This is a genomic window from Citrobacter sp. Cpo103 (assembly GCF_030332605.1).
Taxonomy (GTDB): Bacteria; Pseudomonadota; Gammaproteobacteria; order Enterobacterales; family Enterobacteriaceae; genus Citrobacter; species Citrobacter portucalensis.
Genome location: NZ_JAOWHO010000032.1, coordinates 377,026 through 393,311, shown reverse-complemented (window position 1 = coordinate 393,311; position 16,286 = coordinate 377,026). Strand labels below are relative to the sequence as shown.

At 54.6% G+C, this 16,286-nt stretch carries 14 protein-coding genes; 11 read left to right on the top strand and 3 right to left on the bottom strand.

The annotated features are described in order from the left end of the window. The first annotated feature begins 2 nt into the window (after positions 1-2). From fucP to uhpT, 6 genes are all read left to right on the top strand, one after another. Entirely contained in the window at positions 3-1,319 is a 1,317-nt protein-coding gene (gene fucP, locus OGX89_RS14505) for an L-fucose:H+ symporter permease (protein ID WP_003827126.1), read from the top strand. Between the two features lie 11 nt (positions 1,320-1,330). Continuing rightward, the gene (locus tag OGX89_RS14500) at positions 1,331-2,344 is read left to right on the top strand and encodes an aldose 1-epimerase family protein (RefSeq protein WP_003827128.1); all 1,014 of its coding nucleotides are present in this window, start codon (positions 1,331-1,333) and stop codon (positions 2,342-2,344) included. 153 nt (positions 2,345-2,497) lie between these two features. Then, positions 2,498-3,091, top strand: a complete 594-nt coding sequence (gene uhpA, locus OGX89_RS14495; RefSeq protein WP_126317196.1) for a response regulator transcription factor UhpA — start codon at positions 2,498-2,500, stop codon at positions 3,089-3,091. After that, positions 3,088-4,590, top strand: coding sequence for a signal transduction histidine-protein kinase/phosphatase UhpB (gene uhpB / locus OGX89_RS14490; RefSeq protein WP_003827132.1), 1,503 nt, complete (start codon positions 3,088-3,090; stop codon positions 4,588-4,590). Before uhpA ends, uhpB begins: the two co-directional genes overlap by 4 nt. Before the next feature lie 9 nt (positions 4,591-4,599). Further along, positions 4,600-5,928 (top strand): MFS transporter, encoded by a 1,329-nt coding sequence (locus OGX89_RS14485; RefSeq protein ID WP_003827135.1) that lies wholly within the window; start codon positions 4,600-4,602, stop codon positions 5,926-5,928. Positions 5,929-6,070: 142 nt separating this feature from the next. Beyond that, on the top strand, positions 6,071-7,462 hold the full coding sequence (uhpT, locus tag OGX89_RS14480; protein ID WP_003827137.1) for a hexose-6-phosphate:phosphate antiporter UhpT: 1,392 nt from the start codon (positions 6,071-6,073) through the stop codon (positions 7,460-7,462). A 47-nt stretch (positions 7,463-7,509) separates the two neighbouring features. Here uhpT and OGX89_RS14475 read toward each other — a convergent pair whose 3' ends face one another. Beyond that, complete coding sequence (locus OGX89_RS14475; RefSeq protein ID WP_126956550.1) at positions 7,510-8,415, bottom strand: LysR family transcriptional regulator; 906 nt, start codon at positions 8,413-8,415, stop codon at positions 7,510-7,512. Between the two features lie 105 nt (positions 8,416-8,520). Here OGX89_RS14475 and OGX89_RS14470 point away from each other — a divergent pair, with 105 nt between their 5' ends. The 3 genes from OGX89_RS14470 (at position 8,521) to nepI (ending at position 10,932) form a co-directional block, all read left to right on the top strand. Further along, positions 8,521-8,973 carry a DUF1198 family protein gene (locus OGX89_RS14470; protein ID WP_003827141.1) on the top strand — a complete coding sequence of 151 codons (453 nt, stop codon included), beginning with the start codon at positions 8,521-8,523 and terminating at the stop codon, positions 8,971-8,973. A gap of 99 nt (positions 8,974-9,072) precedes the next feature. Further along, on the top strand, positions 9,073-9,597 hold the full coding sequence (locus tag OGX89_RS14465) for an SRPBCC family protein (protein ID WP_126956548.1): 525 nt from the start codon (positions 9,073-9,075) through the stop codon (positions 9,595-9,597). A gap of 141 nt (positions 9,598-9,738) precedes the next feature. Continuing rightward, a complete protein-coding gene (gene nepI, locus OGX89_RS14460) occupies positions 9,739-10,932 on the top strand; it encodes a purine ribonucleoside efflux pump NepI (RefSeq protein WP_003827145.1) in 1,194 nt (397 codons plus the stop codon). A gap of 46 nt (positions 10,933-10,978) precedes the next feature. On the opposite strand, the gene gmuD is transcribed toward nepI, so the two are convergent. Then, a complete protein-coding gene (gene gmuD / locus OGX89_RS14455; RefSeq protein ID WP_126956546.1) occupies positions 10,979-12,361 on the bottom strand; it encodes a 6-phospho-beta-glucosidase GmuD in 1,383 nt (460 codons plus the stop codon). 94 nt (positions 12,362-12,455) lie between these two features. Beyond that, positions 12,456-12,749, bottom strand: a complete 294-nt coding sequence (locus OGX89_RS14450) for a YicS family protein (protein WP_003827149.1) — start codon at positions 12,747-12,749, stop codon at positions 12,456-12,458. Positions 12,750-12,879: 130 nt separating this feature from the next. On the opposite strand from OGX89_RS14450, the gene OGX89_RS14445 reads away from it, so the two are divergent. Both OGX89_RS14445 and dagR read left to right on the top strand, forming a co-directional pair. Further along, a complete protein-coding gene (locus OGX89_RS14445; RefSeq protein WP_126956544.1) occupies positions 12,880-13,296 on the top strand; it encodes a GNAT family N-acetyltransferase in 417 nt (138 codons plus the stop codon). 90 nt (positions 13,297-13,386) lie between these two features. Further along, positions 13,387-16,185 (top strand): transcriptional regulator DagR, encoded by a 2,799-nt coding sequence (dagR, locus tag OGX89_RS14440; RefSeq protein ID WP_126956542.1) that lies wholly within the window; start codon positions 13,387-13,389, stop codon positions 16,183-16,185. Positions 16,186-16,286 lie beyond the last annotated feature (101 nt).

Genomic DNA, 16,286 nt, shown 5'->3' with positions numbered 1-16,286 from the left:
CTATGAACGATAAAAACATCATTCAGATGCCTGACGGCTATTTGAATAAGACCCCTCTGTTCCAGTTTATTTTGTTATCCTGTTTATTCCCGTTATGGGGATGCGCAGCCGCATTAAATGATATTCTGATTACGCAATTCAAAAGCGTATTTTCACTCAGCAACTTTGCCTCGGCATTAGTTCAGAGTGCCTTTTATGGCGGTTATTTTTTAATTGCGATTCCAGCATCTCTGGTGATTAAAAAGACCAGTTATAAAGTCGCCATCTTAATGGGGCTGACCCTTTATATCGTTGGGTGTACGCTCTTCTTCCCGGCATCGCACATGGCCACCTACACCATGTTCCTTGCGGCGATTTTCGCGATTGCGATTGGTCTGAGCTTCCTGGAAACAGCAGCCAACACCTACAGCTCAATGATCGGCCCAAAAGCGTATGCCACTTTACGCCTGAACATCAGTCAGACTTTTTATCCTATTGGTGCGGCTGCTGGCATTCTGCTAGGTAAATATCTGGTCTTCTCTGAGGGCGAAAGCCTGGAAAAACAGATGGCCGGGATGAACGCTGAGCAGATCCATAACTTTAAAGTGTTGATGCTGGAAAATACCCTTGAGCCATACAAGTACATGATTATGGTACTGGTTGTGGTGATGGTGTTATTCCTCCTGACTCGCTTCCCGACATGTAAAGTCGCGCAAACCACGAGTCATAAACGCCCGTCAGCGATGGATACACTGCGTTATCTGGCCAGCAATGCCCGTTTCCGTCGTGGAATTGTGGCGCAATTTCTTTATGTGGGGATGCAGGTCGCGGTGTGGTCATTCACCATCCGTCTGGCACTGGAATTAGGTGATATCAACGAGCGCGACGCCTCAACCTTCATGGTCTATAGCTTCGCCTGCTTCTTTATCGGCAAGTTTATCGCCAACATTTTGATGACGCGCTTCAATCCGGAAAAAGTGCTGATTCTCTATTCCATTATTGGTGCGCTGTTCCTCGTCTATGTTGCACTGGCGCCAAGCTTCAGCGCTGTGTATGTCGCAGTGCTGGTGAGTGTCCTGTTTGGACCCTGCTGGGCGACAATCTATGCGGGTACGCTTGATACCGTGGATAACGAGCATACCGAAATGGCAGGTGCCGTCATTGTCATGGCGATTGTCGGTGCGGCGGTAGTTCCGGCGATTCAGGGCTATGTGGCCGATATGTTCCATTCATTGCAACTTTCGTTCCTGGTCTCCATGCTGTGCTTTGTGTACGTCGGTATCTACTTCTGGCGTGAAAGCAAAGTGCGCAACAACCTGGCTGAAGCGACAGTTTCCTGAGGAGAGCGATCATGACAACACGTTTAACGCTGTGGCGGGAACTCTTTGCAGAGCATCCGCGAATCTTACTGAAGAATAGCGACTTCACGGTTACCGCATTTCGTTACGCCAGTGGAGTGGAAGGGCTGAAGGTAGAAAACAGTCGTGGACATCTGGTTATTCTGCCCTGGATGGGGCAGATGATCTGGGATGCTCAGTTTGATGGCCATGACCTGACCATGCGTAACATGTTCAGTCAGCCGAAACCGGCGGCGGAAGTGGTGGCGACCTACGGCTGTTTTGCCTTCCACTCAGGTCTGTTGGCAAATGGCTGCCCATCACCAGAGGATTCACATCCTTTGCACGGTGAAATGGCTTGTGCCGCGATGGATGAAGCCTGGCTGGAGCTGGAGGGTGAGAATTTGCGCGTGGGCGGACGCTATGAGTATGTGATGGGGTTCGGTCATCATTATCAGGCACATCCTGCGGTGGTAATGCACAAAGCGAGCGCGCTGTTTGATATTCAGATGGCGGTTACCAACCTTGCCTCAGTGGCAATGCCGTTGCAGTACATGTGCCATATGAACTATGCCTACGTACCGGAAGCCACCTTCAGCCAGAATATTCCGGATGAGGCCATGAAGCTGCGTGAGTCGATACCCGCGCATGTTAAACCGACTGAGCAGTGGCTGGCGTTTAATCAGCGGATTGTACAGGGCGAGGCTTCTCTGGCGCGGCTCAATGAACCCCATTTTTACGATCCGGAAATTGTCTTCTTTGCTGACCAATTGGACAGGTACACCGATAAGCCAGAATTTAGCATGATCGCGCCTGATGGCACCACATTCGTTACGCGTTTCTCCAGCACGGAGCTGAATTATGTGACGCGTTGGATCCTCTACAACGGCGATCAGCAGGTTGCGGCATTCGCCTTGCCTGCAACCTGTCGACCTGAAGGATTCCTGGCAGCACAACGCAATGGCACCTTGATTGAAATAGAACCGCAGCACACCCGGACATTTACAGTCACAACTGGCATAGCCTGATCGCTCAAGGCTTGAACACCAAAGCACTTATCGTTAAGGTAAGCGCTTTTGCTGGGTGGCGGCATTAATGCCTTATCCGGCCTACAACGGCACCCGCCCGTAGGCCTGATAAGCGTAGCGCCATCAGGCATGCCTTAGCGCCAGGATGAACCCATGATTACCGTTGCCCTTATTGACGACCACCTCATCGTCCGCTCCGGCTTTGCCCAACTGCTGGGGCTGGAACCTGATTTGCAGGTGGTCGCTGAGTTTGGCTCAGGCAGTGAGGCGCTGGCGGGATTACCGGGACGCGGCGTGCAGGTGTGTATCTGCGACATCTCTATGCCTGATATCTCCGGTCTTGAACTGTTAGGCCAGTTGCCAAAAGGAATGGCGATTATCATGCTCTCTGTCCACGACAGCCCGGCACTGGTGGAGCAGGCGCTCAACGCGGGCGCGCGTGGTTTCCTTTCTAAACGTTGTAGCCCGGATGAGCTGATCGCGGCGGTGCATACCGTAGCGACCGGCGGCTGTTACCTGACGCCGGACATCGCCGTCAAACTGGCGGCCGGTCGTCAGGATCCGCTCACCAAACGCGAACGTCAGGTGGCGGAAAAACTGGCGCAAGGTATGGCGGTCAAAGAGATTGCCGCTGAACTGGGTCTGTCGCCGAAAACGGTGCACGTGCATCGCGCCAACCTGATGGAAAAGCTGGGGGTCAGCAACGACGTCGAACTGGCCCGCCGGATGTTTGACGGCTGGCAATGAACACGCTCTGTTCCCGGTTAATCACCGTTGTTGCCTGCTTCTTTATCTTCTCTGCCGCGTGGTTTTGCCTGTGGAGCATCAGCCTGCATCTGGTTGAGCGCCCGGAGCTGGCGGTACTGCTGTTTCCGTTTGGTCTGCGTCTGGGGTTGATGCTGCAATGTCCGCGCGGCTACTGGCCGGTGCTGCTGGGCGCGGAATGGCTGCTTCTTTTCTGGCTGGCGCAGGAAGTGGCGCTGGCCCATTTACCACTTTTGATGATCGGCAGCTTCCTCACGTTACTCCCGGTGATGTTGATTTCGCGATACCGCCATCAGCGCGACTGGCGCACGCTGCTGTTGCAGGGCGCGGCGCTTACGGCGGCGGCGTTGCTGCAATCGCTGCCCTGGCTTGGGCAAGGCGAAGAGGCGTGGAACGCGCTGCTGCTGACGCTCACCGGCGGATTAACGCTGGCGCCGATCTGCCTGGTGTTCTGGCACTATCTGACCAGCACGACCTGGCTGCCGCTGGGCCCGGCGGTGGTGTCGCAGCCGGTGAACTGGCGCGGGCGGCATCTGGTCTGGTACCTGCTGCTGTTTAGCGTCAGCCTGTGGCTACAGCTCGGGTTACCCGCCGAGCTTTCGCGCTTCACGCCGTTTTGCCTCGCGTTGCCGATCATTGCGCTGGCCTGGCACTACGGCTGGCAGGGGGCACTGATTGCGACGCTGATGAACGCCATCGCGCTGATTGCCAGCCAGACCTGGCACGATCATCCCGTCGATCTGTTGCTCTCGCTGCTGGTGCAAAGCCTGACCGGGCTGCTGCTCGGCGCGGGTATTCAGCGTCTGCGCGAACTTAACCAGTCGCTGCAAAATGAATTAGCGCGCAACCATCGTCTGGCGGAACGCCTGCTGGAGACCGAGGAGAGCGTGCGCCGGGATGTGGCGCGCGAACTGCACGATGATATCGGCCAGACCATCACCGCCATTCGCACCCAGGCGGGTATTGTCCAGCGGCTGGCGCCGGAAAACGCAGGAGTGAAGCGCAGCGGGGCGCACATCGAACAACTTTCTCTCGGTGTGTACGATTCGGTGCGTCGCCTGTTAGGCCGCCTGCGACCACGCCAGCTGGACGATCTTACGCTGGAGCAGGCCATCCGCTCACTGATGCGCGAAATGGAGCTGGAAAGTCGCGGTATCGTCAGCCATCTCGACTGGCGAATTGATGAATCTGCACTTAGCGAAAGCCAGCGGGTGACGCTGTTTCGCGTCTGTCAGGAAGGGCTGAACAACATCGTTAAGCACGCCAACGCCAGCGCGGTGACGCTTCAGGGCTGGCAACAGGATGAACGGCTAATGCTGGTGATTGAGGACGACGGCAGCGGCCTGCCGCCGGGGTCGAATCAACAGGGATTTGGCCTTACGGGGATGCGTGAACGGATTAGCGCCCTCGGTGGGTCGCTCTCGATTTCCTGTACGCACGGCACGCGGGTCAACGTGTCGTTACCCCAGCGATATGTGTAAGGCGCGGTCATGTTTTCGTTTTTAAAAGCTCCGGCCAGTGCGCCGCTCATTACTGATAAGCGCGAAGTGGATGCCCGCTACCGCTACTGGCGGCGGCATATCCTGACCACCATCTGGCTCGGCTACGCGCTGTTCTATTTCACACGCAAAAGCTTCAACGCTGCGGTGCCGGATATTCTGACCAGCGGCGTGCTGACTCGCAGCGACATTGGGCTGCTGGCGACGCTGTTTTACATCACCTACGGCCTGTCGAAGTTTGTTTCCGGTATCGTCAGCGACCGATCCAACGCTCGCTATTTTATGGGCATCGGACTGATTGCCACCGGCGTGGTAAACATTCTGTTTGGATTTTCCACCTCGCTATGGGCCTTTGCGGTGCTGTGGGCGCTGAACGCCTTTTTCCAGGGCTGGGGATCGCCGGTCTGCGCGCGTTTATTGACCGCGTGGTATTCGCGTACCGAGCGCGGCGGCTGGTGGGCGCTATGGAACACCGCGCACAACGTCGGCGGGGCGCTGATCCCTATCGTGATGGCGGCAACAGCGCTGCACTACGGCTGGCGCGCCGGGATGATGATCGCTGGGCTGCTGGCGATTGTGGTGGGGATTTTTCTCTGCTGGCGGCTGCGAGACAGGCCGCAGGCGATTGGTCTGCCGCCGATTGGCGACTGGCGGCATGACGAACTGGAAATTGCCCAACAGCAGGAAGGTGCTGGGCTGAGCCGCAAAGAGATCCTCACCCGCTATGTGTTGCTGAATCCTTATATCTGGCTGCTGTCACTGTGTTATGTGCTGGTGTACGTGGTCCGTGCCGCGATTAACGACTGGGGCAATCTGTACATGTCGGAGACGCTCGGCGTGGATCTGGTGACCGCCAATACCGCCGTGACAATGTTTGAGCTGGGCGGATTTGTTGGCGCGCTGGTGGCGGGTTGGGGTTCGGACAAGCTGTTTAACGGCAACCGCGGTCCAATGAACCTGATTTTCGCCGCCGGAATTTTGCTCTCCGTTGGCTCGCTGTGGCTGATGCCGTTCGCCAGCTATGTGATGCAGGCCGCGTGCTTCTTCACCACCGGATTCTTCGTCTTCGGCCCGCAGATGCTGATCGGCATGGCGGCGGCGGAGTGTTCGCACAAAGAAGCTGCGGGCGCGGCAACCGGATTTGTCGGGCTGTTTGCTTATCTGGGGGCATCGCTCTCCGGCTGGCCGCTGGCGAAGGTGATGGAGGTCTGGCACTGGACCGGATTCTTTGTGGTGATCGCTATTGCGGCGGGAATTTCCGCGCTGCTGCTGCTGCCGTTTTTAAACGCCCAGGCTCCGCGCGAACTCAACGAAGCGTGATGTACCTCACCTTTTTGCCCCGAGTGGAGCAAAACTAAGAAATTTTCCCGGTTTCACCTGGACGCTGTCTCAGGCGCGTCTTCCGGCTGATTTTTACAATGCCTGCCATTCGCAGGTATAAAAATTAGCTCGGGAGTGTCAAATGCTGGCCTTTCTAAACCAGGTGCGCAAGCCGACCCTGGATCTGCCGCTCGATGTGCGGCGCAAAATGTGGTTCAAACCGTTCATGCAGTCCTATCTGGTGGTCTTTATCGGCTACCTGACCATGTACCTGATCCGCAAAAACTTCAACATCGCGCAGAACGACATGATCTCCACCTACGGGCTGAGCATGACGCAGCTGGGGATGATTGGCCTGGGCTTCTCCATCACCTACGGCGTGGGTAAAACGCTGGTTTCCTACTACGCGGACGGCAAAAACACCAAGCAGTTCCTGCCGTTTATGCTGATCCTCTCCGCCATCTGTATGCTTGGCTTCAGCGCCAGCATGGGCGCGGGTTCAACCAGCCTGTTTTTGATGATCGCTTTCTACGCTCTGAGCGGTTTCTTCCAGAGTACTGGCGGCTCATGTAGCTATTCCACCATTACTAAATGGACGCCGCGTCGCAAGCGGGGTTCTTACCTCGGCATGTGGAATATCTCCCACAACCTCGGCGGTGCGGGTGCAGCGGGCGTGGCGCTGTTTGGCGCTAACTATCTGTTCGACGGTCACGTCATCGGTATGTTTATCTTCCCGTCGATTATTGCTCTGATTGTTGGCTTTATCGGCCTGCGCTACGGCAGCGACTCCCCGGAATCTTATGGCCTCGGTAAAGCCGAAGAGCTGTTCGGTGAGGAGATCAGCGAAGAAGACAAAGAAACCGAAGAAAACGAGATGACCAAATGGCAGATCTTTGTTGAGTACGTGCTGAAAAACAAAGTGATCTGGCTGTTATGTTTCTCGAACATCTTCCTGTACGTAGTGCGTATCGGTATCGACCAGTGGTCCACCGTCTACGCTTTCCAGGAGCTGAAGCTCTCCAAAGAAGTGGCGATTCAGGGCTTTACCCTGTTTGAAGTGGGCGCGCTGGTTGGCACGCTGATGTGGGGTTGGCTCTCCGACCTGGCTAACGGTCGTCGTGCGCTGGTGGCCTGTGTAGCGCTGGCGTTGATTATCGCCACCCTGGGCATTTATCAGCACGCCAGCAACCAGTACGTTTATCTGGCTTCGCTGTTTGCGCTGGGCTTCCTGGTGTTTGGTCCACAGCTGTTAATCGGCGTTGCGGCAGTCGGATTTGTGCCGAAAAAAGCGATCGGCGCAGCCGATGGGATTAAAGGCACTTTCGCTTATCTGATTGGTGACAGCTTCGCCAAGCTCGGTCTGGGGATGATTGCCGACGGCACGCCGATTTTCGGGCTGACCGGCTGGGCAGGCACTTTCGCCGCGCTGGATGCTGCTGCTATCGGTTGTATCTGTTTGATGGCCATCGTGGCTGTGTTTGAAGAACGTAAAATTCGCCGCGAGAAAAAGATTCAACAGTTGAAAGTAGCTTAAGTTAAGTGTGCATTGGTAACTTTTGCCCGCCTTAATGGCGGGCTTTTTTATGCTCTAAACTGGCTGGTTTCATGTACCAGATTGCGCAGCCACTGATGAGCGGCATCGCGGTGCGTGCGTTCATGCCAGGCCATGCTTTTTGTAAAACCGGTTATGGGCAGCGGGGGCGGTAATACGTGCATACGGGTGTCGTCATACGCCAGACGGGCAGGAACAACGGCAATCATATCGCTGATGGCGAGGATGTCCGGCAATACCAGGAAGCTGCTAACCGACAAACCAATCTGCCGTTGGCGTCCGACGCTTGCCAGTGCCTCATCGGTGACGCCCCAGAAACTTTCACCCTCATAAGAAACCAGCACATGCTCCAGCGCGCAGAAGCGATCGAGCGTCAGCGGTTGCCCCGCATCAGGATGCGCATGACGCATGAGACAAACGTACTCTTCATCATATAACGCCCGGCTGTGCAGGTTGTCGGGCGTGGAATCCGGCGTCAGCAATGCCAGGTCGATTTTCCCCTTCTCAAACTGTGTGGTGAGCAGCACTGGCTCAACCGGGATCACTCGTACACGAATGCCCGGTGCGCGCACGCGAAGCGCGGCAATAAATGGCACGATAACCGCTTTGAGCGCGTAATCCGTAGCGGCGACGGTAAAGGTGAGCGCTGCGGTGAGCGGGTCAAATTGTGTCGGTTTAAGCAGGATATCGATGTCGCTGAGGATCTGTTTGACCGGGGCGGCCAACTGTTGGGCACGCAGCGTCGGAACAATGCCATGCGGTGTGCGACTAAACAGCGGATCGTCAAAATAGTCGCGCAGGCGGTTGAGCATACCGCTTACCGCAGGCTGGGTGAGCGACAGCCGCTGCGCCGCCCGGGTTACGCTGCGTTCATCCAGCAGGGCATCCAGCGTTTTTAACAGATTGAGATCGAGCGTTCTGATATCAGATTTCATGATGTCTGCCTGCGAGTTCGATAAGTCACATTATGACACGTTCAGTCGTCGACAGAGGTGAATTTGCCGCTATGATGGGCGTCCTGTCTGGTAATGGATGTGCGCATGATTTGGATAATGCTGGCCACGCTGGTGGTTGTTTTTGTGGTGGGATTTCGGGTGCTAACGTCCGGGTCGCGGCGGGCAATTCGCCGTCTGAGCGAGCGGCTGAACATTGATGTCGTGCCGGTAGAATCGATGATCGATCAGATGGGAAAAGTACAGGGTGAGGCTTTTTTACAGTACCTCCACCGTCCTGATGAATCGCATCTACAAAATGCTGCCCAGGTGCTGTTGATCTGGCAAATCGTTATTGTCGACGGCAGTGAGCAGAATTTGTTGCAATGGCACCGCTGGCTGCAAAAAGCCCGGCTGGCTGCACCGATTACCGACGCGCAGGTGCGTCTGGCGCTCGGTTTTCTGCGCGAGATGGAGCCGGATATGCAGGAGCTTAATGCGTTCCAGATGCGCTATAACGCCTTTTTCCAGCCCGAGGATGGCGTGCACTGGCTGCACTGATATCAAGATTTATGATGACGACTATTTTGAATCGTCATTATCTTTATATCTTACGCGAAAGCATGATGTACCTCGTTAACTCACACGACGAGGTACATCATGAATCAAGCGACTCAACAACGTGCAATTATCTGGCCTGCAGCGTATCTGCCGGGGACGACTGATAACTTTGCCTCAAATGAAATTATCGTTGCCGGACTGAGCGCCCGTGCCGTCTGGGCACAGCTTAATGACACAACGCGCTGGCCGACGTATTACAGCAACGTGGCGGATATCCGTTTTCACGACGGTTCCGGTCCATTGTTAAGCATGGATGCCCGTTTTCGTTTTACGACTTTTGGTTTCCCCATCGAAGCGCAAATCACCGAGTATGTGCCGCCGGTTGACGGCCAGGCCGCGCGTGTTGCCTGGCATGGCTGGGCGGAAGGCGATGCCACTACACGTCTGGATGTGATCCACGCCTGGCTCTTTGAGGATTTACCCGGCGGACGCGTACGTATTCTGACCCAGGAATCACAAATTGGCGTTCCGGCACAAGAACTGGCACGTACGCTGCCCAATCCGATGATCAACGGTCACCAGGAGTTGATAACCGGCCTGGCCCGGGCTGCGCGTGACGCTTAATTGAGCCAGAAAGGGCTCTCTGTCCTGGGCCGGATAAGGCGCAGCCGATCTCTGGTGAATAGTTGTCAAAACGTTAAATACGTCACAAATTTAATGTTACACTGCGTAACTTTTCTACAATAACCCCACGCAGGTAACAAAATGAGTGAAGCTGTTGAACAAAAATCCCGCGCTGAGGCAAATTCCCGCCCGAACTGGTCGGCGGTATTTGCCGTGGCGTTCTGCGTTGCCTGCCTGATAACCGTTGAATTTCTCCCCGTTAGCCTGTTAACGCCGATGGCGCAGGATTTGGGGATTTCTGAAGGCGTGGCCGGACAATCGGTGACCGTGACGGCATTTGTCGCCATGTTCGCCAGCCTGTTTGTGACGCAAATTATTCAGGCGACCGATCGTCGCTATGTGGTGATCCTGTTTTCGGTGCTACTGACGCTTTCCTGTCTGCTGGTTTCCTTTGCCAATTCTTTTTCGCTGCTGCTCGTTGGCCGCGCCTGCCTCGGTCTGGCGCTTGGCGGCTTCTGGGCGATGTCGGCGTCGCTGACCATGCGTCTGGTTCCTGCACGTACGGTGCCGAAAGCGCTGTCGGTTATTTTTGGCGCGGTCTCTATTGCGCTGGTAATTGCCGCGCCGCTGGGGAGCTTTTTGGGCGGTATTATCGGCTGGCGTAACGTGTTTAATGCGGCGGCGGTAATGGGCGTGCTGTGCACGATTTGGGTGGTGAGAGCGTTGCCTTCGCTGCCTGGTGAACCTTCGCATCAGAAACAAAACATGTTCAGCCTGTTGCAGCGTCCAGGGGTGATGGCCGGGATGATTGCCATCTTCATGTCCTTTGCCGGGCAGTTCGCCTTCTTTACCTATATTCGCCCGATCTATATGAATCTGGCGGGCTTTGACGTTGATGGCTTGACGCTGGTGCTGCTGAGCTTCGGCATTGCCAGTTTTGTTGGTACGTCGTTCTCGTCGATGATTCTGAAGCGTTCGGTCAAACTGGCGTTAGCCGGTGCGCCACTGGTGCTGGCGCTCAGTGCGCTGGTCCTGATCCTGTGGGGCAGCGACAAAGTGGTGGCGGCGGGTATTGCGATTATCTGGGGCCTGTTGTTTGCGCTGGTACCGGTCGGCTGGTCGACGTGGATCACCCGTTCGCTTGCCGATCAGGCAGAAAAAGCCGGATCCGTCCAGGTCGCCGTGATCCAACTTGCCAATACCTGCGGGGCTGCGGTGGGAGGCTATGCGCTCGATACCCTCGGACTGCTGTCACCTCTGATGATTTCCGGCAGCCTGATGCTGCTGACGGCGCTTCTGGTGGCAGCAAAAGTTCGCATAAAAGATATGCAATAAACTAAAACACGGTATGCCGGATCGCTATCCGGCATCCTGGTAGGTTTTAATTAAAACCATTATTTTCGGTGGTCTGGGCAAACCATTCGCCGCTCTTTTTCACCGTGCGTTTTTGCGTTGCTAAATCTAACTGAACAAAACCGTAGCGGTTTTTATATCCGTTTAGCCATGACCAGTTATCAATAAAGGTCCACATATGGTAGCCAAGACAATTACAGCCTTCGCTAATGCCTTTATGTAGCCATTTAAGATGCTCAGAAACAAATTCAATACGGTAGCTGTCGTTGATTTGCTCTTGCTGAATAAAACGCTGCTCATTCTCGACACCCATACCGTTTTCAGAAATAAAACAGCGCGGGTTGCCATAATTATCACGCAGATTGGTAATAATATCGTAAATACCCGGCTCATAAATTTCCCAGCCACGGTAGGGGTTCATTTTCCGCCCCGGCATTTCGTAATAATCAAACAGCCACTCCGGCATAAACGGTGCATCCGGGTTGACGGCGCTATCGCGGCATTTCACGCGACGCGGCTGATAGTAGTTGATGCCGAGCAGGTCGATTTTGCCCTCGGCGATTAACAGGCTGTCGCCTGGCTGGCATGCCGGTAATTGATCGTACCCTTTCAGCAGTTCAACCAGATCCGCCGGATATTCACCCTTCAGCACCGGGTCAAGGAAACTGCGGTTAAACAGCAGATCCGCATAGTGTGCGGCTTTCACATCCGCCGGATTTTGTGAGCGCGGGTAGGAAGGCGTTAAATTCAGTACCACGCCGATTTCACCGTCATGGTTTGCGGCACGATATGCCCGAACCGCCGTCGAATGCGCCAGTATGGTGTGATACGCCACGGTAGCTGCACGTTTGAAATCCACCACATTAGGGTAATGGAAGTCATACAGATAGCCGCCTTCAACCGGGACAATGGGCTCGTTAAAGGTAAACCAGTGCTTAACCCGGTTGCCGAACAATGTAAAACACGTTTGTGCATAGCGGCCAAACGCCTCGACCACTTCACGGTTTTCCCAGCCGCCTTTTTCCTGCATCACCATCGGCATGTCGAAGTGGAACAGGGTGATAAATGGCGTAATGCCTTGTGCCAGCAGCTCGTCGATGACGTTGTTATAGAACTCGACGGCTTCAGGATTAACCTCGCCGGTACCGTCCGGGATCAGGCGCGACCAGCTCAGAGACGTACGGAAGCTGTTGTGCTTCAGCTGTTTGAGCAGTGCGATGTCCTGTTTCCAGTGCTTATAAAAGGTCGAGGTAGTTGCCGGGCCAACGCCCTGATGGAAACGACCTGGCTGACGATCGAACCACACGTCCCACGTGGTCTGGCTTTTGCCGCCGTTCAGGCTATCCCCTTCGGTTTGCAGTGCCGAGCAGGCACTGCCCCACCAGAAGTTTTCTGGAAAACGGTATCGCATTGTTGTTGCTCCATTGCTATTTATACGTTCTGGCAACAATACGTGTTTTTGCGATACAGAAACCGGTTACAGTACTCATTTCTCAACCAAATGCCTATAAATCCGGGCATTCAACTTTGCCAAGCGCTTCCCAGTAGTTGTTTTGATTGTTTCTTTGAATTGCCAGAATGGCTTCGCGGATGTGCTGCTGATTACGCGTATCAGCCATAATCGTTTTTTCCCACACCTCATCCGATGGCGACCCTTGCGGGGTGCAAATCTTACGTAAATCCTTCATAACGGTATTCTTTTCGTGTACAGCCTGCAGACTGCCATAAGCCGAGTCGGCTTGCGCCAGACCGGGTAGCGTGAAAAGGACGGCAATAATCGGAAAAATGACTCGTTTCATGATAATAATCCTTGTTGTCTATGCGCATCATCTCAAGAGTAAGTGTAGACGGCATACGACTCACTCATCACCCTGTGTTAATGTCTAAAAATAAATCAGCCAGAAGTTGTAGTTATTTCAGGAGGATAGGATGCAAATACAGATTACAGATACGATTACCGAAGACGATCAAAATGCCCTACTTGCCGGATTGCGCGCTTACAACCGGCAGTTTCTTAGAACCACCAATTTTGGCGACCTGGCGGTGTACTGGCGCGATGAGCGCAATGACATTCTGGGTGGGCTGATCGGCAAAATCAAAGGCGAATGGCTGTGCATTGATTTTCTGTGGATGAATGACTCGCTGCGCAAAGGCGGTTACGGCACAAAATTGATGCAGGCCGCAGAACAGACGGCGCGTGAGAGAGGATGCCTGCATGCGCTGGTGGATACCATGAGTTTCCAGGCGCTGCCGTTTTATCAGAAAAACGGCTATCAGCTGCAAATGACCCTCGATAATTTCCCGGAAACCGGTTCCGCGCGCCATTATTTGTCGAAAACGTTTTGATGACCGGAAGGTCTGGATGCCGCCTCACTTTCTTGAGCAGCAGAATAGTGTATGTTCTGAACAATCATTTATTTCTTAAGCGGTAAAGAGATGAGACGGATTGAGATAATACTGGGAGAGCTGGAACGGCTGACGCGAGGCCTGAATCTTGCCCATCTGGCGCAGGAAACCGCGTTCACAGCGGAGGCCATCGGCTTTAACCTCGGGCTGGCGCGCAACTCAGTCAGTAAAGATCTCAATCAGCTCTGGAACGACGGCCTGGCGATTAAAAGCCGCGGGCGCCCGGTATTCTTTCTGCATCGTCAGGCGATTGAAACACTGCTGGGGCGCAAACTGGATGAGTCCGAGCGTGAAGTGCAAACCGTTGCCGACCTGTTGCCTGTTCAGGAAAACCAGGCGACAGACGATCCCTTTTCCAGCCTGATTGGTTACGATCGCAGCCTGCGCGATGCGGTGGAAAAAGGCCGCGCGGCGGTGCTGTATCCCCACGGGCTACATGTTCTGCTGACCGGTCCCTCCGGCGTGGGTAAAACCTTTTTTGCCGAACTGATGCACCGTTTCGCCTGCGAACGTGCAGCGGGACCGCCTCCACCTCTGGTCTATTTCAACTGCGCGGAATACGCGCATAACCCGGAACTGCTCTCATCGCACCTGTTTGGTCATCGACAGGGAGCGTTTACCGGTGCAAACGAGAATAAACCCGGTCTGGTCGAACAGGCTGATGGCGGCTATCTCCTGCTCGATGAAGTGCATCGTCTGCCGTATGAAGGTCAGGAAAAGCTGTTCTCTATTCTCGACAAAGGTGAATACCGGCCGCTGGGTTCAAGCGCCGTGGCGCGTTCAATCTCGGTTCGCCTGATATGTGCGACCACCGAACCGGTAAGTTCGGCGTTGCTGCGCACTTTCCAGCGACGTATTCAGGTATGTATCGATCTCCCCGGCATTCGCCAGCGTTCGGTGGAAGAGCAGGTTGAGCTGATCGTTGGTTTCTTACAGCGTGAGAGCCGCAAAATCGAGCGTACGATAAGCATCGACCGTACCCTGCTGCTCTGGCTGCTGAACAAGCCGCTGGAAGGCAATATTGGTCAGCTCAAGAGCGACATTCAGTTTCTCTGCGCCCAGGCCTGGGCCTCGGGGATGACGGAGCACAGCGATACGCTACAGTTGGATAAACGTCTGACCGAGATCCCCTTTAACGCCACGCCGGAACAACGTCTGCTGGTTGGGGCGCTGTTCGAAGGCAAAGAACACCTGAGCATCGATGCCCGCACGTTGCCGGCACTGAAAAATTCGCTGGCCACCGGAGCCGAAATTGAAGAGAGCGATCTCTTTTACAGCTTCCTGACCCGGGAATACATCAACCTTCGTAACAGCAACGTACCGCCGGCCGAAACGCTGGCAATCCTCAAAAACAAGCTCAGCTCGATTTTTGAATATGGTCTCTACAGCCGCGACAGCGTGGCGCATCCCCCGCGCTATGGCGATCAGATTGAAGAGCGGGTCACGCTGCTGATCGGTTGCGTTGAGCAGGTGCTTGGCTTCACGCTGCCGGAAAATCTGGTTAACCCGCTGCGCAAACACTTTCTGGCGCTGATTGGCTACGTGCAGCGCGGCCTTATTCCGCAACTTTATTCTTCCAGCCTGATCCTCGATCGCTGCAAAGATGAATATGAAAACGCCACGCTGTTATGCCGAAAAATCAATGAACTGCTGCATATTCAGTGTCCGGCGACGGAGGTGGTCTGGCTGTGCCTGTTCCTCAAAGAGTGCCGCCATTACCGCCAACGGATTGATGCCAGTCCTGACTGCGGGGTGATTTTGATTGCCCACGGCGCGACGACCGCCACAAGCCAGGCGCAGTACGTGAATCGCGTGCTGGAGCGCGAGGTGTTCAGCGCTATTGATATGCCTTTCGAGCAGTCGGTGCATGACACGCTGGAGGCCCTGACGCAGATGATCCAGACCCGGCAATATCGCCGATTGATCCTGATGGTGGATATTGGCTCACTGGTCCATTTTGGCAGTACGATCAGCAAATTATTCCAGATAGACGTTCTGCTGATGCCCAATATCACGCTCACCAGTCTGCTGGAGATAGGGCTGGATTTAAGCTACGAAACCAGTGACTTACCGCAGCTGGCGGCGTTGATGCAGAGCAAAAATATTCCCTGTCAGCTCTGTACGCCGCAGCAGGAAAACAGCGGTAAAGTGCTGGTTATCTCCTGCATCACCGGGATGGGAACGGCAGAAAAAATCAAAAAGGTGCTGGAAGAGAGCTTCGGCGAACTGATGTCGCAGGATACGCGGATGGTGATCCTCGATTACAACGAAGTTCGCAGCCTGGAACGTGTTCAGCAGGCGATTAACGCCAGTGAACGTCTGGCGGGAATCGTGGGTACTTTCCAGCCGGGACTGCCGGATATTCCGTTTATCTCGCTCGAAGAATTGTTTTCTGAGCAAGGCCCCGAGCTGGTGCTCAGCCTGCTGACGCCAGATCTCTCCAGCAGCGAACGCCGACTGGAGATGGAGCGCAGCGCGATGCGCTTTATCAGCGCGTTGACCATGGAGAGCATCATTAACCATATTTCGGTGCTCAACCCACAGCGTATTCTGAAAGAGATGGAAGGTGTGTTGAATCATCTGACCACTGCGCTTTCGCTGAAACCGAGCCGCCAGGTGACACTGCGCTTCCTGATCCACTGCTGCTGTATGGTCGAGCGTATCGTGATTAACCGCAAACCGTTACAGATGGCGCTGGAGAACAAGCCGGATCTGGATATTCGTGCGTTTAGTGTCATTAAATCGGCTTTCCTGCCGATCGAAGAGGCCTATGCCATTCGGTTATCGGACGCGGAATATTTTTATATCTACGAACTGTTGTATAGCTAATCCCTTGTCTGGTGGGGATTTGCGCCCCGCCAACACCCACAATTCCCCCGCGTGACACAAATTCTGGCACAGCCTTTGCTCTGTTTACCTATGTCTATGTA